This is a genomic window from Pelagirhabdus alkalitolerans (assembly GCF_900096905.1).
GTDB lineage: Bacteria > Bacillota > Bacilli > Bacillales > Amphibacillaceae > Pelagirhabdus > Pelagirhabdus alkalitolerans.
The window spans coordinates 12,821-32,895 of the sequence record NZ_FMYI01000009.1 but is presented as its reverse complement, the minus strand read 5'-3'; the positions used below and the strand labels follow the sequence as shown (position 1 = coordinate 32,895).

General features: G+C 37.2%; 18 protein-coding genes. 1 reads left to right on the top strand and 17 read right to left on the bottom strand.

Annotated features, from left to right (window positions below):
* Nucleotides 1-7 precede the first annotated feature (7 nt).
* The 5 genes from BLR62_RS10230 to BLR62_RS10210 form a co-directional block, all read right to left on the bottom strand.
* Nucleotides 8-358, bottom strand: a complete 351-nt coding sequence (locus BLR62_RS10230) for an arsenate reductase family protein (RefSeq protein WP_090796563.1) — start codon at nucleotides 356-358, stop codon at nucleotides 8-10.
* A 123-nt stretch (nucleotides 359-481) separates the two neighbouring features.
* On the bottom strand, nucleotides 482-1,483 hold the full coding sequence (locus BLR62_RS10225; protein ID WP_090796561.1) for an RnfABCDGE type electron transport complex subunit D: 1,002 nt from the start codon (nucleotides 1,481-1,483) through the stop codon (nucleotides 482-484).
* Between the two features lies 1 nt (nucleotide 1,484).
* A complete protein-coding gene (rsxC, locus tag BLR62_RS10220; protein ID WP_245719452.1) occupies nucleotides 1,485-2,813 on the bottom strand; it encodes an electron transport complex subunit RsxC in 1,329 nt (442 codons plus the stop codon).
* A 211-nt stretch (nucleotides 2,814-3,024) separates the two neighbouring features.
* Nucleotides 3,025-3,231 (bottom strand): cation transporter, encoded by a 207-nt coding sequence (locus BLR62_RS10215; RefSeq protein ID WP_090796558.1) that lies wholly within the window; start codon nucleotides 3,229-3,231, stop codon nucleotides 3,025-3,027.
* Between the two features lie 21 nt (nucleotides 3,232-3,252).
* On the bottom strand, nucleotides 3,253-3,552 hold the full coding sequence (locus tag BLR62_RS10210) for a metal-sensing transcriptional repressor (RefSeq protein WP_090796556.1): 300 nt from the start codon (nucleotides 3,550-3,552) through the stop codon (nucleotides 3,253-3,255).
* A 158-nt stretch (nucleotides 3,553-3,710) separates the two neighbouring features.
* Between BLR62_RS10210 and BLR62_RS10205 the strand changes: the two genes are divergently transcribed.
* Complete coding sequence (locus BLR62_RS10205; protein WP_090796554.1) at nucleotides 3,711-4,118, top strand: Fur family transcriptional regulator; 408 nt, start codon at nucleotides 3,711-3,713, stop codon at nucleotides 4,116-4,118.
* A 53-nt stretch (nucleotides 4,119-4,171) separates the two neighbouring features.
* Here BLR62_RS10205 and BLR62_RS10200 read toward each other — a convergent pair whose 3' ends face one another.
* The 12 genes from BLR62_RS10200 to addB all read right to left on the bottom strand — a co-directional run bounded on the left by BLR62_RS10200 (nucleotide 4,172) and on the right by addB (nucleotide 20,064).
* Entirely contained in the window at nucleotides 4,172-4,591 is a 420-nt protein-coding gene (locus BLR62_RS10200) for a universal stress protein (protein WP_090796551.1), read from the bottom strand.
* A gap of 89 nt (nucleotides 4,592-4,680) precedes the next feature.
* Nucleotides 4,681-5,850, bottom strand: coding sequence for an acyl-CoA dehydrogenase family protein (locus BLR62_RS10195; protein ID WP_090796549.1), 1,170 nt, complete (start codon nucleotides 5,848-5,850; stop codon nucleotides 4,681-4,683).
* A gap of 109 nt (nucleotides 5,851-5,959) precedes the next feature.
* Entirely contained in the window at nucleotides 5,960-7,186 is a 1,227-nt protein-coding gene (locus tag BLR62_RS10190) for a methyl-accepting chemotaxis protein (protein ID WP_090796547.1), read from the bottom strand.
* A gap of 128 nt (nucleotides 7,187-7,314) precedes the next feature.
* Entirely contained in the window at nucleotides 7,315-7,671 is a 357-nt protein-coding gene (locus BLR62_RS10185; protein WP_090796545.1) for a response regulator, read from the bottom strand.
* 20 nt (nucleotides 7,672-7,691) lie between these two features.
* Nucleotides 7,692-8,153: a chemotaxis protein CheW gene (locus BLR62_RS10180; protein WP_090796543.1), complete on the bottom strand. Its 462-nt coding sequence runs from the start codon at nucleotides 8,151-8,153 to the stop codon at nucleotides 7,692-7,694.
* 127 nt (nucleotides 8,154-8,280) lie between these two features.
* Complete coding sequence (locus tag BLR62_RS10175; RefSeq protein WP_090796541.1) at nucleotides 8,281-8,742, bottom strand: chemotaxis protein CheX; 462 nt, start codon at nucleotides 8,740-8,742, stop codon at nucleotides 8,281-8,283.
* A 206-nt stretch (nucleotides 8,743-8,948) separates the two neighbouring features.
* Nucleotides 8,949-9,902 (bottom strand): siderophore ABC transporter substrate-binding protein, encoded by a 954-nt coding sequence (locus tag BLR62_RS10170; RefSeq protein ID WP_090796539.1) that lies wholly within the window; start codon nucleotides 9,900-9,902, stop codon nucleotides 8,949-8,951.
* A 134-nt stretch (nucleotides 9,903-10,036) separates the two neighbouring features.
* Nucleotides 10,037-10,795 carry an iron ABC transporter ATP-binding protein gene (locus BLR62_RS10165; RefSeq protein ID WP_090796537.1) on the bottom strand — a complete coding sequence of 253 codons (759 nt, stop codon included), beginning with the start codon at nucleotides 10,793-10,795 and terminating at the stop codon, nucleotides 10,037-10,039.
* The gene (locus tag BLR62_RS10160; RefSeq protein WP_090796535.1) at nucleotides 10,789-11,736 is read right to left on the bottom strand and encodes an iron chelate uptake ABC transporter family permease subunit; all 948 of its coding nucleotides are present in this window, start codon (nucleotides 11,734-11,736) and stop codon (nucleotides 10,789-10,791) included. Before BLR62_RS10160 ends, BLR62_RS10165 begins: the two co-directional genes overlap by 7 nt.
* Nucleotides 11,729-12,679 (bottom strand): ABC transporter permease, encoded by a 951-nt coding sequence (locus tag BLR62_RS10155; RefSeq protein WP_090796533.1) that lies wholly within the window; start codon nucleotides 12,677-12,679, stop codon nucleotides 11,729-11,731. Before BLR62_RS10155 ends, BLR62_RS10160 begins: the two co-directional genes overlap by 8 nt.
* A gap of 208 nt (nucleotides 12,680-12,887) precedes the next feature.
* On the bottom strand, nucleotides 12,888-16,598 hold the full coding sequence (addA, locus tag BLR62_RS10150; protein ID WP_090796531.1) for a helicase-exonuclease AddAB subunit AddA: 3,711 nt from the start codon (nucleotides 16,596-16,598) through the stop codon (nucleotides 12,888-12,890).
* Nucleotides 16,591-20,064 (bottom strand): helicase-exonuclease AddAB subunit AddB, encoded by a 3,474-nt coding sequence (addB, locus tag BLR62_RS10145; protein WP_090796528.1) that lies wholly within the window; start codon nucleotides 20,062-20,064, stop codon nucleotides 16,591-16,593. Before addB ends, addA begins: the two co-directional genes overlap by 8 nt.
* Nucleotides 20,065-20,075: the final 11 nt, after the last annotated feature.

Sequence of the window (20,075 nt, the reverse complement as noted above, 5' to 3'; positions counted from 1 at the left end):
TCCTCCCTTATTTCCACACTTGTTCAAATTGCTCTTGCTTAAAGCCTAGCGTTACATTCTCTCCATCATAAGCAAGCGGACGTTTAATTAACATGCCATCCGATGCGAGCCAGTCAATCTTTTCTGCATCTGTCATATCGGGTAACTTATCTTTGAGATTATGTTCACGATACTTCTTCCCACTTGTATTAAAGAATTTTTTAATCGGAAGCTCACTTTTACGAATTATTTCTGTAAGTGTTTCTTTACTAGGTGTCTCATTTACAATATGTAAATCTTGATACTGAACATCATTTTCATCCAACCATTTTTTGGCCTTCTGGCATGTACCACATTTAGGGTAGCAATATAGATCCATCGTTTATTCGCTCCTTTTATACTGTCTCAAATCTAATTATACTTGATTAGTATAAGCTTCTCCAATTATCTGCACATTAAAACAAACAGGGCTACATGTGTAGCCCTGTTTTATTAAATCATTTTATGACGGACGCTTTTTATGTCCATAAATTCTAGGTGGTAGTAAGCGATCGATAATTGGAACAAAAATGTTCATTGTAAGGATTGCAAATCCTACACCACCTGGATAACTTGAATAGAATCTAAATAGAATAGTCAAGATACCTGCACCTGTTGCAAAAGCAACTTTACCATGCGGACTAAACGGTGATGAGCTGTAATCTGTCACCATGAATACCGCAGCAAAGACTAGTGAACCACTGAGCACATGTTGCATCATAAACTCAACATCAAAACCACTTGTCACTAAAGCTATAAGTGCAACTGGTAAAACATATAATACAGGAACATAAGGTTCAATAATGCGACGTGCCACTAAATACCCAAATGCAAGTAAGAGTAGAAGTGTTGATGTATCACCAATGTTACCACCTAAGTTAGTACCTAAAAATAAGTCCCAAAGACTTGGAATCGTAGCATCCATACCTGTAGCTGCTGTAACTGCATCAGCAAATATCGGTACATCTTCTTTTAAAACGTTAAGTGGTGTTGCACTTGAGAATGCATCTGTTGCCCCACGTGGTGCAACGAAAGTTCCTAATTCTTCATAATATAATACCGATAAGAAAATACGTCCAAATACTGCTGGGTTAATTGGATTTTTACCTATTCCCCCAAAGATTTGCTTAATCGCAATTGAGACAACCCCACCAAGAGCAACCGTCCATAGCGGTGTAGCTAATGGTAAACTAAGTGCGATCAACCAACCTGTAACAACAGCACTATAATCATTAATCGTGATTTTACGACCTGCTAGCTTTTGATAAATATACTCAAAAGCAACACTTGCCCCAACACCTACTAGAAGCATTAAAAACACACGGTAACCGAAGAAATAAACGGCACCTGCGGTTGGAATCATCATGGCATAGATGACTTGTCTCATTACCCAATCAGACGTACGTGGACTTCGTAAGTGAGGGGCAGGCGTTGTATTCAACGCCGATGTATTAAACTTTCCCATCTTATGCGCCCTCCTTGTTGGATCTTATTTCTTTTTTCGCTTTTTGAATGTTATCTAAAATCGGAATCTTAGATGGGCAAATATATGAACAAGCACCACAATCGATACAATCAAGCGCACCGAGTCTTTCAGCTTCTTCAATATCTCCTGATTCGTAAGCGTTACTAATCATAATCGGTTGTAAGCTAACCGGACATACATTTAAACATTCTGAACAACGAATACATGGAGAGCGCTCTGGCACTGCTGAATCAGCTTTATTTAAGAATGTAATATGTGTTGTCCCTTTTGTAATCGGTACTCGTCCAGATGTCAACGGACTTCCCATCATTGGACCACCATGAATCATTTTACCTGGATCACTTTCAAATCCTTCACAGTCTTCTAATAATGATTCAATCGTCGTACCAATACGAACCCATAAGTTTTTAGGATTCTTAATCGATTCACCACTAATGGTTGTGAGACGTGATGTCATCGGTTTGCCATGACGTACGGCTTGATAAATAGCAAACGTTGTTCCAACGTTTGTAACAACAGCACCTACATCTGCTGGAAGTTTACCAGGAGGCACTTCGCGACCTAGTAGATTTTTAATCAATGTTTTCTCCGAACCTTGTGGGTACATACTTGGTAATTCAACTAATTTAATAACATCTTCATTGGCTAATTCTTTTTTCAAAGCATCAGCTGCATCATGCATATTATCCTCAATACCGATATAAACCGTTTTCACTGGGATAATCTCAAGAAGCACACGAATACCTTCGATTAACTCTTTAGCATGCTCTGCCATTAATCGATCATCAGCTGTAGCATATGGCTCACACTCAGCTCCGTTAATAATAATCGTGTCGATTTCTTTGTCTTTTGGAGGATTTAATTTAACATTTGTAGGGAATGTAGCGCCTCCCATTCCAACAATACCTGCTTTACCGATGATATCTAATTTCTGCTCACGGTCTAGCTTTTCTCCCTCAGTAAAGAGTGGGGCGTCTTCTTCATCTTGGTAATCATTTTTAATAATGATACATGGCCCTTCGCCTTTTGCTGTTGGATGATCTGTAATTTCGACTACTTCACCTGATACAGATGAATGGATATTAGCAGAAATCATACCTTGGTTTTCTGCAATTAATGTACCTACCTTCACTTTATCCCCAACTTCAACAACTGGGTTAGAAGGAGCGCCTATTTGCATAGATAATGGAAAAACTAATTTTTCAGGTACTGATGCAATTTCACTCTGCTTATGCTCTGTACGATCTTTACGTTCAACCGTATTCGCACCTTCTTGTTTGCGTTTAATTTTGAATACTATCAGAAACACGTCCTTTCTTCAATAATTAGGTAAAAGATAACTAAACCATAACGATCGTGATTTACTGCACATGTTTAGGTATCTTGTACGTTCATTCTACAACATAATACTACTATATTTTAACCTTTTTTTCGATACTTTTTTAATATTTTTTGTATGTTAACTATTTTTTCGCAAAAAAAGGAACGAAATATAGGGTATTTCGTTCCTTTTAATGGAATTATTCGACATCATATCCTTGGTCTTCAATCGCTTCTGTCAATTCGTTTAAATCAGTGCTCGTTTCGTCATACTTAAATGATACATGACCTGTTTCGAGATTCACTGAGATATTATCGACTGAATCAAACGATTCTAAACTTGATTCAACACTTTTCTTACAGTGTGCACAATTCATACCTGATACGTTTAATGTTACTGCTTTCATATAGAACACTCCTCTTGTTTATTATTTACTAAATTGTTTAATAACATTCATTAATTCGTGTACCGACTCTTCTCCAGATCCTTTTTGAATCGCATCAGCTACACAATGATTAACATGGTCTTCCATCATGGTAAATCCAACCTTTTTAAGCGCTGCATTAACTGCTGAAATTTGTACCATAACATCAATACAATAGCGATCTTCTTCTACCATTTTTTGAATACCTCTAACTTGTCCTTCAATTTTCTTTAGTCGATTGACTAGTGAAGCTTGTTCTTGCTTCGTACGATGTGTGTTATGCTCTTCATAGATATTAGACATGGTTTCTCACCTCAGTTACACTATACCCCCCTATAGTAGATATGTCAACTGACACAGAAGCGAAATCGTTCTTATTTACTTCTTTTTTAAATTACGCTACAATTTATTTAGATACAAAAGTTCAATAGACTAACCATCAAACGAAAGAAGGCGATCTTATGACAACAGAAGAAGCATTGTCGATTTTAAAAGAAGCCGGCTATAAATTCACTAATAAAAGAGCTATGATTATAGAGTTTTTCGCCAATGAAGACCGCTATCGAACAGCTAAAGATCTTTTAACTTATTTAGAACCCCATTTTAAAGGAATTAGTTTTGACACGATCTATCGTAACTTACATTTATTTGATCAGCTGGGCATACTAGAATCCACTGAACTAGATGGTGAAAAAAATTATCAAATTCGTTGTGTGAATCACCATCACCATCATTTTATTTGTAAAGCATGTGGACTAACTAAAGAAATTGAATGTTGCCCTATGCATATCGCAAAACCAGAGTTAAATAATTTCTTGGTAGACGATCATAAATTTGAAATCTATGGCCTGTGCCCTGAGTGTCAATAAAAATGACGATACGTTCTCTTAAAACGTATCGTCATTTTTATAAATTATTGTTATTATTTCACAATCATAACTGGACACTGAGCTCTCTTAGCGACCTTATGACTCACACTACCTAAAACCATTTCCTGCAGGGTGTTAAGTCCTCTCGAACCAATAACACATACATCAGCATCAATTTCATCTGCATATTCAACGATTGTTGGACCAGGATCACCATGGAGCACTTTGATTTCATACTTCACATTATGTTGATTAAATTTGCGCTCAGAAATTGCTAACTTTTCTTTTCGACTTCGATCTAAGTCTTGAGCATTCCAATGATGTTTAGCATCTGTTTTAGATGTTGCACTGTCAACTACATAGAGAATCGTTACTTTAGCCTCTTCATTTCCTTCCGCCAAACCAATCGCTTTCTCACAAGCACGAATCGCATACTCTGAACCGTCTGAAGCTAATAAAATATTATTGAACATCTTCATCACCCCTTAGGAATATGTTACCTTTATTATAACAAGTCTAAACCTTAAATGTATATTGATACTTGCTATTTATGAAGTCTGTATTATTTTTGAGATGAATGCGTTAATGCACGTTTAGCTAACAATTGAATGACCGCATCATCCATTGGCGGATTATGAAGACCCGCTCTTATGTCGCGATAGTATTGTTCAAATGGCATCTGTTTTGATAGCCCTCTTCCACCAACAATCCTCATAGCTAAATCCACAACGTCATTAGCAGTGTTTGTTGCGACCATTTTCACTGTAGCAAGTTCAGCACTTAAGTTTTGTCTTTCTTGTTCTGGTGTCTCGTCCCACAGCTCAGCAATCCGATACATAAAATGTCTAGCACTCATCAATTTCACATCCATTTCCCCGATTTTATCTTGGATATGGGCGACTTCAGAAATGGGTGTGTTTAAGCTATTCGGTTGAAAATTTTTCGCAAATTCAATCGCATCATTTCTTGCTGCAATTGCGATCCCTAAATAACAAGCCGGTATGTGAAGCAGCCAACCTTTAGCTTTTTTCGGATTGGCTTGTTTATTTAATTCTACTAACATTGATGAGTCAACACGCACATTTTCAAAAACAAGATCATCACTGCCTGTCCCTCGCATTGACATCGTATCCCACGTTTTATTTACATGAATACCAGGCTCATCGCGGTGTATAAGAAATGAACCAACTGTGTCTTTATCTTCTACAAATGCAGATACGATATAATAATCAAGTACTGAAGCCATAGTTGAGAATGTTTTCTCACCAGTAATTAAATAGTCGTTGCCATCTTTTACAGCCTTTGTTTTAGGTACTCCTCCACGAGTTGGACTTCCGGTTGCTTTTTCTGAAGCAATCCGGTTAACGAGTACTTGATCGGTTTTTACTTTTTTAGTAAACCAATTGAGAATGGAATCTTCCCAAATTCTATCCTCTGAGAGTTCTTTTACAATCCCTAAATGCCAACCAACGGACAGCGCTGTTGCACCATCTCCTGTCGCTAATTTTTCTTGCATTAATAAAAATTCATATAAGCTAAGCCCTTCACCGCCTAATTCTTTAGGTAAAGTTAAAGACAAATAATTGGATTCTTTTAAATCTTTAACAGTGTCTTGTGGTAATTGAGCAAATTGTTCTGCTTCTTTCACGCGATTTTTTGCTAATGCTCCTAAATGTATTGCTTTATCAACTAGCGCTTGTTGACGTTCATTTTTTATAAATAATGTATCCATTTGCTATACCTCCTTCAATCTACATAATAAGTCTAAATGAGTCCTTTCAATTAATCAAAAGATCCAGTCAAATCACTAAAAAAAAAAAGAAATGCACGAGTGCATTTCTTTACATGTATAACTCAGCTATGTTCTTTTCTAACTCTTCTTGCATTTCTTTAATGTTTTGAACGGATTTAGCTAATCGACCAGCAGATGAATCTGCTTCTGCAATTCCCGCTGCAGACTCTTCCGATACACTTGCTATGTTAGATATCGATTCATTAATTGACTTCGTGTTATCTAAAATATCGTAAAGAGACGTTGATACACCTGAAATCTCATCACCCATACCCGTGATAATTGAATTCAATTGTTTAATCGTATTACCTGTTGTTTGGATTTGTTCAGACCCTTCACTTACAGCTTGGTAGCCTTGTTCAAGCGCGTTAACAGCTGCTGAAGACTCCTCTTGAATACCAGTTGTCGTCGTTGTAATGTCATTAACTGACAGACTAACCTGTTCTGCTAACTTTCGAACTTCATCTGCTACAACGGCAAAACCTTTACCATGCTCACCTGCTCGAGCTGCTTCAATTGCTGCATTTAATGCAAGTAAGTTCGTTTGCTCAGCAACTTCTTGAATGACAGTCACAAGATTTGTGATTTTTAAGGTCATATCATCTAACCCTTTAACTTTATCAAGTGACTCCTTAATCGTACGGTCAATAATAGCCATCTTCTCAACAGATTGATCCATCAATTCTCGACCTTCATTTGTAATCGAGAGCATATCTTGTGATTCACTTTTTATATTTTCACCATTCATTGCAACGCTCATAATAGTATTCGCGAATTGTTGGAAACCTTCCGTTAATGATGAAGCAGACTGAGCTTGTTCATCTGCACCACTTGATATTTCTTCTAAAGTAACTGAGATATTCGTGCTATCTTCAGCTAATGTATTAATACTTTCGTTAACAGTATTCGTTTGTGTATTCATTTGATCTGTCAATTTAGAAATAAATTGATAGAGTTTCTCTGAACGATTATGTATAGCTTCGAACTTCTCATTAATTGGTTTTAAATCTGAACTTTTTACCTTTTTATCAGGAAGTGTGGTCATTTCCTCACTTGCTAAGGTATCTAGACGCTCATGAATTGCTTTTAAATCTTTACGGCGTTGTTTAGCTGTAAACCAAGCAAATAAAAGACTAAACACGATCGCCGCACCGACAAAAATAAACCCATCGACACCGACATTGTTAAAAACATCTAGTGTTAATAACACATAACCAAACGCTAAAAGATGTAACACACTAGCTACAACAACTACGATTACATTTTTATTCGTCATTGAATACCGCCCCTTTACATCATTCTTTTAAATGTATTGATAAGAAAAGTCGCATTCGATCGCAATTAAATGAATGCGACTTTCACTTACAATCGTACTTAAACATACATTTTAATTAAGTGATTCAATTAAAATATTTTGTCTAAAGCCTGTTGAATACGCTCTTGATCAAATGGTTTCACGATAAAATCTTTAGCTCCTGCTTGAATAGCTTCTAAAACCATCTGTTGTTGTCCCATAGCAGAACACATCACAATCGTCGCATCTGGATCGTTTGATTTAATTGCCTTAACGGCTTCAACACCATTCATTTCTGGCATGGTAATATCCATTGTAACAAGTTCAGGTTTTAGTTCTTCATATTGATCAATCGCGACTTGACCATTTTCAGCTTCACCAACAACTTCATGACCTAGTGATTCAAAAATATTTTTTAGCTGCATTCTCATAAATGCTGCATCGTCTGTAATTAATACGCGAGCCATTTTTATCTCTCCCTCAATCTTTATTTCTCTTCTGCTACCTGTTTTACTTCGCTTAATTCGTCATAATTTAATACATAGGATAAATCGATGAGTAATAATAGACGATCATCTAATTTAGCCACACCATTTAAAAAGTTAGCATTAACACCTTTTATTGTCGTTGGCGCCGGTTCAATAATTGATTCATCAATATCAATCACATCCGATGCATCGTCAACAATAAACCCAACTGATACATCGTCTACTAATGAGACGAGCATACGAGATTGGTCTGTTTTTTCAGACGGGGGTAAGTTCATTCGTGTTTTTAAGTCAATAACAGGAATCACTTCCCCACGTAGTTTCGTAATCCCTTCAATAAAATCCGAAACTTGAGGTAACGATACAACTTCTTGTAGTCGCTCAATTGATACAATTTGTTTAATGCTTGCACCGTATTCTTGACCATTTAATTGGAAAACTATATATTTTTCAGTACTCATTTTCATGACTCCTTTACCAGAAAAATAGAATCATTAACATCATAACATAATTACTCGTCAAAACGTGTCTATTTTTGAGTATAATTGATTTTTTATCCATTGACTATTGAAACAAAAGTCACATTTATTATTGATTTAACAAGAGATGTACTTTTAAATTCTTTTGATTTGAATAATTGATATCGACTAATAATGCACGTTTAAACCCTGATAATGTTGCATCCCCTTGTAAAACCGTTGGATGTGTTATATCTGTATTAATCTCAACATTTGATAAATAAGTTGATAAACTACCTGCAATCATATTCCCTAGCTCACCTGCAAATGACTCTAACATATCCTCTGTAAGCGGCATGCCAAACATCACTTCCCCTATTTCCGAGAAAAAATCTTGATCGGATTGTAAAACAAGCTCTCCTTTTATACTGCCTGTTACACCGATCAGCACCCCAAACTTGACCGTTAGTGGTGGCTCTACTAATTGTGGCGATCCAACCTCTGGATCAAGTGGTATAATGTTTTTTACAGCATGAATCGTACCGTTATATACCTCTTTAATAATTTCATTTAAATTCTTATCTGTAGCCAAACTTCTTCCTCCCCCTACTGCCCTTCACATCAATTGATTAGGGCTAACTCACTAATTCTTTTTACACTCTATTAATATTTTCGGTTTATTTTATCATTTATAAAGACATTTGAATTAATTTTTTCAAACTATTTTTACAAAACTCGACATAAGTTGATTTATGCGTAAAAAAAGACAACTCAAGTCGAGTTGTCTTTTTTAACGATTTATTCTGTTATGGCACTAATTTCATTAATCATTTGTTGAACAGATTCAATCCCACCGCTAGATAGATACCAATAGTCAGGTGTTAAATGAATCACTTGATCGTTCTGAACCGCTGTTGTTTGATTGATGAGTTCATTATCTAATGTCGTAACGGCATCATCTTCTCCACCTACAACCGCATTACGATCCATCACAAATAAGTAATCTGGATCCATCTCGCTGACATATTCAAAACTAATATTTTGACCATGTGTTGCTTCTTCAATATCCAGTGCAACAGGTTCCACGCCAAAGTCATCATGAATAATACCAAACCTAGAACCTGGACCGTATGCGCTTAGCGAACCATCGCTTGTCATTACAATTAAGCCGTTTTGATCTTCAGGCACTTGATTTTGTAATGCATCCACTTGATCGAGTAAGTCAGATACACGATCACTCGCTTCATCTTCAACATCAAAAATTTCTGCTAATTGCATAACATTGTTTTCAAATGAATTCATGTAGTCGTTCTCTTCGATGCCCATGTAGATCGTTGGTGCTAATTCACTTAAATCTTCATAAGCCTCTTGGGTACGGCCCGAAATAATAATAAGATCAGGATCTAAATTAGCTAGCGTTTCAAAGTCAGGTTCAAATAACGTACCTGCATCTTCATATTCATCTTGTGTGAATACATCCAAATAGTCTGGAACATTTGCTTTTGGTACCGCTGTAACTTCAATCCCTAATTCATGTAATGTATCGACAGTTCCAAAATCAAATACAACAACATTTTCAGGATTTTGTGGAACCATTGTCGTGCCTAGTTCATGTTCCACTTCTATATCTTCATTTTCTTCTGTTGTTTCTTCATTCTCATCTATTTCTTCAGATGTATCATTTGCATCCGCACATGCCGCACCAACGACAACGAACACAAAGAGTAACATCATCATTATTAGCTTCTTCATTTACTTTACCTCTCCTTATTTTACATATAGTTTATATTTTTAAACAGACATTCCTTACACGTCTTCACCTACCACTTATTACTTGGGCCCAGTAGCTAAGATGATTTATATAAAGTCCATCTGGTTTAAACACATTAAGAAAAATAGAGACAAATGCGACATTGATCAATGTCTTGAATTTTAATGTCCATATCATAGACTTCTTTTAAGACACCATTGTTTATGATCTCTTTTGTCGGACCTTGTTTAACAACTTTACCTTCTTTGAGCGCGACGATTTGATCTGAATAAACAGATGCAAAATTCACATCGTGCAAAACAATAATTACGGTTTTTCCTAAATCATCGACTAATCGCCTTAAAACTTTCATAATTTGAACAGAGTGTTTCATATCTAAATTATTTAAAGGCTCATCTAATAAAATATAATCTGTGTCTTGTGCAATAACCATTGCAATGTGAGCGCGTTGCTTTTGACCTCCACTCAATTGATCTAAAAACTTATGCTGCATCTCCCCTAGCTCCATATAAGCGAGCGCACTATCCACCATTTTTTCATCAAATTCATTCAACTTGCCTTGCGAATATGGAAAGCGCCCGAAACTCACAAGTTGTCTAACTGTTAACCTCACATTAATATGATTCGATTGTTTTAAAATCGATAATTTTTTAGCTAGTTCTTTATTGTTTGCTGTGCTGACTTCCTCATCATCTATTAATACTTCACCATGATCTTTAGCAATTAAACGACTGACAATTGATAAAAGTGTACTTTTACCAGCTCCATTGGGGCCAATAAAGGATGTAATTTTGCCTTTTGGTATATGCATCGATACATGATCGACAACAACTGAATCACCATATGCTTTTGCAACTTCTTTTATTTCTACCATGTTCGATTCTCCTTTAAGATAAGATATAGGAAGTAGATACCGCCAATTAGGTTAATAATGACACTTAGTGTCGTTGAAAAGCCAAAAATGCGGTCTACAACGAGTTGTCCACCGACTAGGGCAACAATGCTAATTAATACAGTTCCGGATAATAATACTGAATGCTTAAATGTTTTAAACATTTCATAAGCAACATTTACAACTAAAATACCTAAAAACATAATAGGCCCTACCAAGGCTGTAGCAATGGAAACAAGGATCGCTACGACGATCATCAAGCGACTTACAATCGCATTGTAATCCACACCTAAATTAATGGCATGTTCTTTACCTAATGACAATACATCTAAATATTTGTAATACGTCATTAAGTAAATGAAGGTGATCGCCAGTAAAATTAGTGATACATATAATAAATCGGTTTGTACATTATTGAAGCTTGCAAACATTCGATTTTGTACAACCATAAATTCATTAGGATCAATAAGGACTTGCATAAAGCTTGATAAACTTTGGAAAAAAGTACCGAATATAAGTCCCATTAATAATAAGTAATAAACATTATTTCCTTTTTTAAATAGTAATTGAAACAAAATCAGTGCAAATAAAATCATAAGTGACACCGATATGAAAAAGTTAATCGTCTGATCCGTTGCCGAAAGACTCGTCGATCCATAAAAAAAGATAATAAAGGTTTGGATTAATTGATACAGCGAATCAAGTCCGATCAAACTCGGTGTTAACAGACGATTATTCGTAATCGTTTGGAATATAATCGTTGAAATACCAATCACTGCACCGGTTACAACGATCGCAATGATACGTGTAGCGCGCCGATTTAAAATATAAGTCCAATTACCTTCCAGCCCAGCGAATAAATAAATAGATACAAAGAGTACACTTAAAACAGTCAGAATAATAATTTTTGTTCGATTACTCATAAACACTTCTCCTCATGACGAGATATAGGAAGATAAAACTTCCGACAACCCCTACCACTACACCAATCGCAATTTCATAAGGGAAGATAATAACACGTCCTAATATATCCATTACAAGTAAAAAGATAGCGCCTAAAAGTGCCGTGTGAGGAAGACTCCTTTTTAAATGATCACCGTGATACATCGATACGATATTGGGTACGACTAATCCTAAGAAAGGTATGGTTCCGACTGTTAACACGACCACTGATGTCATGAGGGCAACAATCGTCAAACCTATATTAACGATCACTCGATAATTCAACCCTAAATTCTTTGAAAAATCTTCGCCCATCCCCGCAATGGTGAATCGATTCGCAAATAAGTATGCAAAAATGACTAAAGGAACGCTTAAATAAAGAAGTTCGTACTGACCTTGTAAAATAAGAGCAAAATTTCCTTGAAGCCACGCAGACATATTTTGAATCAAATCATGTTGATAGGCAAAAAAGGTCGTAATGGAACTAATAACACTTCCAAACATCAGCCCTACCAACGGAATAAAAACTGGATCTTTGAATTTGATTTTGTCTAGTAACTTCATAAAAATAAATGTCCCTAGTAAAGCAAAAATAAAAGCAACGATCGTGCGTTCCATCGGCGTTGCACTACCAAACAACATCATGGCAACTAATATACCAAGCCGAGCCGAATCCATCGTTCCTGCTGTAGTAGGGGATACAAATTTGTTCCGGCTTAGCTGTTGCATAATTAAGCCGCTAATACTTAAACCTACACCAGCCATAACAATACTTATGACTCGTGGAATTCGACTGATAAAAATAATTTGTATTTGTTGATCCGTCAGATTAAACATATCAGTTGGGTTTAATGGAATGACTCCAATAAACAGTGAGATGATCGATAAGATGACTAAGATCGGGATGAGTACTATAAGTTTCATAAAAAAATCCTTTATCTCTATGTATTGTTTGATAATGAGATTCATTATCAATTAGGTAGTTTTATTTTATCATGCAATTTGCTTCTGTCAATAAAATATTGTCAATTCATCCCAACATCATGCCGTTTTCACATACAAAAAAGGTGGGCGTTCAGCTCTCTATAACAGCTAAACGCCCACCTTTTGATAATTTTTTCACAAACTTTTTTTATAGTTTAAGCACGAATGCTTGGTCGAAGAAATAGAGGTAACGTTTTTTAATTTCATGACCGAGTATTTTCTCAATCGCTTTTGAATATAAGTCTATTTGTGTTTGATAACGTCCTCTCAATCGTTGTCGTTCATTTTCATCGACTGATTGGTGGATTTTATCTGTTTTATAATCGATAATCACCCAACCTTCCTCTGTTTTAACAAGCAAATCGATGATCCCTTGAACAAATAATTGATCATTCTCATTCGATTGCCAATCTTTATAAACAGTATCTGCATTAAGCATCAAACTAAACGGAACCTCACGTTCAATCACATCTGCTGAGGAAAGTATCGTCATTAGATCAGATGTTAAAAACGCTTCAATAGAATCAAAATCGAGAGCTATTGCTTGAGATGCTTCTAATAACTCACGTTCAACCAGTGTTTCAGCAAAATGTTCTAGCTGCAATTTGTCCCAACTTCTATTAAAATTTAAATGTTGCATATACGTATGCATCGCTGTACCAAACTCTTGAGGGCTCAGCGTTTTCTTTTCTTGCATAAATTGAGGACGTTGAATAATCGAACGTTTATAAGGTTTCTGAATATCCGTTGCGGCATAGTCATCAATTGTTTCATTCTGGCGTTTAATTTCTGTTACGGTTTGTTTGGCTCGGTAACGGGTCGCATCTTGATAAGGATATTCATACGACAATCGCTCATCAACAAACTGGTCAAGTCCTGGTTTTGTTACCTTTACCGGCTGACGATTTTGAATAACTTGTTTTAAATCAACCGTATCTTCACTTTTATCTTTTGATAATGATGAGCGAGACTTGACCTGATCTGTTTTGACGATCCAACTCGATAAATCATCTGCTATCTCCGTAGATATTTGTTGCTCGAATTCATCATTTCTTAATAGAGACCCGCTTTGATGTCTAATTAAACTCATCGCAATCCAATCTAAATACGTATCCATTTCCAAGCGATGCGCATCTGGAAGGGTCCATGTTTGTTGGTTGAGTATGTCTTGCCATTTCTCTTTTGTCTTTTCAAATGAGTTAAGTGTTCCAATCATGACGAGCTTCTCCTTTGCTCGTGTCATCGCAACATATAACACACGCATTTCTTCTGCCCATAATTCTTGCTTCATATAACTTTTCACTGCATGGTATAATAACGTCGGGTACATCAATCGGTTTTCTATATCGATCCATTTACTACCAAACCCTAAATCTTTGTGTAGTAAATAGCGATCTTTTAAGTCTTGTTGATTAAACTGCTTACCTAGCGCACCTAAAATGACAATCGGGTATTCAAGACCTTTACTTTTGTGAATCGTCGTGATTCTAACAACATCTTCTTGCTCACCAAGTGCACGAGCGGCTCCTAAGTCATCACCACGTTCTTCCATTCTTTCAATCATACGTAAGAAACGGAACAATCCCCGAAACGATGTCTCTTCATAACTTCGTGCCCGGTCGTATAATGCGCGTAAATTCGCTTGTCGTTGACGTCCACCAGGCATACCTGCTACGAAGTCATAATAGCCCGTTTCTCTATAGATCTTCCAAATTAATTCGCTTAAACTTCCTTGCCTTGCTTCGGTTCTCCACTGAGTGAGTTGAGTGAGAAAACGCGTTAATTGATTCTTTAACTTGCCTTCTTCTTGCTCTTGGACAAACTGTGTCAACGCTTCATAATAACTGTTTTTAGGGTCTTGTAATCGAATTTGAGCCAATTCTTCTTCATTGATCCCTACAATTGGTGACTTTAACACACTCGCTAACGGAATATCTTGCTTGGCGTTATCGATCACTTTCAATAAACTCATCATCACTTTGATCTCAATCGCTTCTAAATACCCAGTTGATAATTCAGCATAAACAGGGATCCCTTCTTTTTTTAATTCTTCCATAATCGTAGGTGCCCATGTCAATGAACGCATTAAAATCACAATATCACGATAAGCAGCGGGACGAGAAACCCCACTATCTTTATCAAATACCAAACGTGGCGGTGTCTCATTCGATCCCACCCACTCTTTGATCCGTTTAGCATAGGTGCGGCCTTCAAGCTCTGCTTTCGTTAAATCTAACGCTGTTTCACCATCTGATTCACTTTCTTCTGTTTTGTAATCAGAACGATCAAGAATGACAAGTTCTGTTTCGACATCATCTTGATTCGCATTATCATAGTTATCATTTCCATAAATGAGCTCTGCATCTTCGTCATAAGCGATTTCACCAATTTTTTCATCCATCACCTGTCTAAAAACGTAATTGGTTGCTCGCAAAATTTCTTTTCGACTTCTAAAATTTTTGGCCAAGTCAATCCGCTTACCAGAATTCCCCTCTTTTTGATAGTCCTTATACTTTTGAATAAACAATGACGGTTCAGCATGACGGAAACGATAGATACTTTGCTTAACATCGCCTACCATGAATAAGTTCCCTGGTTCTTCATCACTCACTAACTGTAAAATCGATTCTTGAACCATATTCGTATCTTGATACTCATCAACTAATACTTCTTTATACTGATTTCGTAGAGATAAAGCAACCTCTGAAGGCGCTAATCCTGTCTTTGTGTGATCAATTAAAATCGTCAGCGCAAAGTGTTCAAGGTCAGAAAAATCAACAAGTCCTTTTTCCTTTTTAAGTTCTTGATAACTTTGTTTAAATTGCTTTACACACGAGACAAGTTGATGGATCGTTGGATACAATTGATTCATGTCTTCAAATTGATCGTTTAGGGAGCGCGCGAATAGTTCATCTTTTAAACCTTGGATAATCTTTTTAACTTTGTCACGTAATGTTTTGACACGCTCTTGTTTGACAGGATCACATTCCATACCTCTTCCAGACAACGTCACAAATTTTAGTTGCTCAAATTCTTTACGTAACGCTTCCCAATCGCTTGAAGCACCTTTCAATCTCTGAATGAAAGATAAATCTGAGTCCAACGCATCTGCATATTTGTAAGGTCCATCTGGTTCTCTTGTCAAATCAAGCGCTTGATGTAAAAGCGTCTCCGATCGATCGAGTTGATCTTTGACATCACGTTTTAACAGCTTCAACCATTCAAAGTCATCTTCGTTATCATCTGCTGAAATCTGATACGTATCTGCAACTTGATCTAACCATGATTCTGGCCAAGGGTTTTGTCTAGCAAAATCGTAAAGTTTTAGGATTAACGATTCAATTTGTTGATCACTTCGATCACTTGAAAAACGCTCAACTAATTCAAAAAAAGCTTCCCTGTCCTGAAAATCTTCCCCGTACCACTCTTCAAATAAGTCTTCCATCACTTCTTGCCTTAATAGATCTGATTCAATATCATCTGCGATTCTAAATCCTGGATCGATATCAAGCAAATACGCGTATCGCTTCACGAGATCCAAGCAAAACGAGTGTAACGTTGAGATCTGTGCCTGTTGTAATAATGTTAACTGACGCTTCAAATGATTTGAATCGGGATTATCTTCCAGTGCTGACTCTAGCGCTTGCGCCACTCGATTCCGCATTTCCTGAGCTGCTGCATTGGTGAACGTCGCAACTAATAACTCATCTATATTAACAGCATCTTTGGTTGAAATAACTTTTTGAATAATGCGCTCGACCAATACGGCTGTTTTTCCTGAACCAGCCGCAGCCGCCACTAAGGTATCTTGCCCTTTTGTAAAAATAGCTTCTGACTGCTGTTCTGTCCACTTAGGCATCACGACTCCCCCTTTCCATCATCTCTTTTAATAGAACATCATCACTCACTTTTGGAAGTTGACGATAATCGTGCCCCGGGATACTTGCATCAAACTGGCATACTGATTTAAATGTACACATCTCACAAGCTGTCCGATTTTCGTCACGATAAGGATTTAAATCGACTTCCCCCGTTGTAATTTGGACACCTGCCTGCGTGATCATATCTCGCACATAATTTTGCAGTGCTTCAAAGGTTTCAGAGCTCGCTACCTGCGACCCGCTTCTAAAGGAGCCATCCTTTTTCAAAGCAGCTGGGATGACTGGACTGTGGCCTGAGTCTAAATCCGTATCCATCTTTTTCACAATTTGCTCGTCATCGATTAACAAACCTTTCATTTTATATGATTTGAACAATCGATCTTCAATTGTTTCAGGTTTGAGTGCTGTTTTTTCAGACAAAATCGGGTCATGAACATGAAAATAAAGCACGCCTGCAGGGTGAGCCGGTTGATTAAGCCACTTCGTTGCATTCGTTAAAATAACATCAAGATAAGCTAACATTTGTAAAGCTAAACCATAGTAAACATCTAATAAATTTAAGCCCGTTTGACTCGATTTATAATCAATAATTCGAAGGTACAACTGATCATCGAATGACGCTTGATCAACGCGATCAATTCGTCCTCTTAACACTAAATCATACCCGTTCGGTAATGAGAGCTGAACAGGATCAAGCGGGCTATTAGGTAGTCCAAATCCAACTTCCATGCCAACAGGCGAAAAGTCACTGCGTCTTGATTGTTCGCTTAATACATACGTCGCCCTTGCAATAATTTTCTCTAATTTTGTTTTCATGTATTGATAGCGATTCGAACTATGCAATATTTGATGTTGTAATATAGGGGCTAAATGCGTCATCGCCTGATTCGCATATTGGTAAGCCTCTTGTTTTGAGATATCTTTAAATTGACGATTCTCTCCTTGAATCCATTCCGTAATCGTCTTAAGTGCTTCGTGGAAGAGTTGACCGATATCAGGAGCGTCCAGCTTATATGTCCGTCGTTCATTTAATTGCAAACTATATTGTGCAAAATGTTGATATGAACAACGATGATACATTTCCATACGCGATACACTTGCTTTAATCTGTTTTGGATAAATACGGTTAACCGTCTCTTCTGATAACGAAACAGGTTGATTTCGATAAAATAAACTTGATAACGTTGTTTCAATCGTTGGATCTGTATCGGACCGGTCTAAATACCAATTCAGCACACTCCACCACACATCATCAATTGAATAATAGCGATTATACTTAGCGAGTTGTGCTGTTAGGGCTGCGAGTGTTTTATCCTTCGTTGTAATAAAACGATTCACATCCACCATCTCTTCAGGATCTTGTAATAATAATGAAGGTGGCAAGTTAGGGAATAGACTTTGGACGCGTTTGATGACTGACGAAGCCATCTTAGCCTTTCCTTCTGTATCACTTAACGGATAACTCATCCAAAGCCTGTCACTCGCAAGCGTTGTCGCCAAGTAAATATAAAACCAATCATCAATTAGCTGTTGCGTCTCACTGTCTGCTAATGTTATTCCTTGATGCTCTAGCAATAGACGCTCCTCTTCTGATAAGACCGTATCGACGGTCGGCTTTTGAGGCCAGATGCCTTCATTGACCCCTAAAAGCATCGCGACTTTTACATTGGATAATCGTGAACGATCAATTGAAGCGACCACAACATGATCTAGCGTAGGTGGCACTTGTGAATACGTCAATGTATCGAGTCCCGCTTCAAGCGTTTGATAAAACAGCTGATTCGATAGAGAGTCATCCCCAATGATTTCAACCATTTCATCCAACAGTTGAATCACAGACTGCCACACTTGTTCTTGTTCATTTGCTTGTTCAACTTGATTGTTTTGTTCAAATTGGTCTTGCCACTCATTTAAGGTTTCACCAACACCTAAGGTCTCAAGCCATTCATAGAGGACAATTGCCTTTTCCTTAACCGTTTTGGCTTCTCGGATTCCTTCATCAAATGCTTTTAAGTGACGTTTGACTTGGTTTTTATACGCATTGATTTGTTCTTGAGTCTGCCGCTCTTGATCTGTTTGGGTTGCTTGGTCAAACCCTTTAAAACGTTGAAAGACCCATGTATCATCACTCAACCATTGATGACGCCCTCTAACGCCATATTCGAGCACATAATTTTCTAATGTATCGATCGCATCCTGGTCAAGTGGGGCTTTCTCATCACTCGACCTAATAAGGCCTGTTTTTAACATACGAAAAACAGCATCATAGCGCCAATTCGTCAACACAACATCGAGTCCAGATCGAATCAACTCAATGAGTGGATGATGGATCATTGGACGTTTTTCATCTAAGAACACAGGAATTTGATAATCCTTAAAAATCGTTTTGATTAAATCATGATACAGTGACTCATCACGCATTAAAATAGCCACATCTTTGTAGCGATAGTCATGATCACGCACTAAGCTTAAAATCTCTTGAGCCGCGCCTTCAACTTCTGCACGTGGGTGTACAGCATGTGCGATCTGAATAGGAGCTGGACTGGTAAATTCAGGTGCTGGTCGCTGGTCGAAGTGATCCTTTAAATGCGTTAAAAACGGAGCCGTTTCCGCTGGTTCATTGACGAACTGGACGCGCACCTGTTGTTTTTGTTCATTTGCTAACGCTTTGATTTGATTCATCGTTTCTTTCGTTTGGCTAAATAAATCAACATCCGTTTTTTGATCACTTACTTCATCCATCGTTAAGGTAAATGTCATCTCACCAGCATGCATCATCAACTCACTAATGACGCTTTGCTCTTGTGGCGTGAAACGGTGGAATCCATCGACATAAATAATGGCATTCTTTAAGTAATTGGACTGTTTTACTTTCTGAGCGAGAATAGAGAGCCTGTCTTCTCCATCAATGTACTGATGAGCGAGCACGTGTGTTAATTGCTCATATATGTAATGAAGATCTTCTAGCTTTTTCGTTAACGACCCAACACGTCCTGACACCTCTTCATGATCGATTTGTGCCGTCAAATCCTCTGGTGTCACTTGATAACGTTTAAATTCTGTAATCATCGCTTCAAGCTGTTCAATAAAGCCCTTCTTTTCAATTGATTTATTAAACATTTGCCAGTCTGTCTTTTTCTCTTCAATAATTTTTCGTAACATCATTTGAATGCCGGTTGAGGTGATAAACGATTTCGTGGCACCCCCACATTCTTGCATCACTCGAAAACCTAGACGAGAGAAGCTCAACACTTGTGCGCGAATACTCCCCTTTATGTCAGGTGCTTCTAATAATTGATATTCTTTTTGAAACGTCATCTGTTCAGGGACTAAATAAATAATCGGTGTGCCATAAGGTTCATCGCGCAACTTTTCTTGAATCTCTTGAACGCAAACTTGACTTTTATTTGCCGTAACAGGACCTACTAACATACGTATGGACACAACAAGACCTC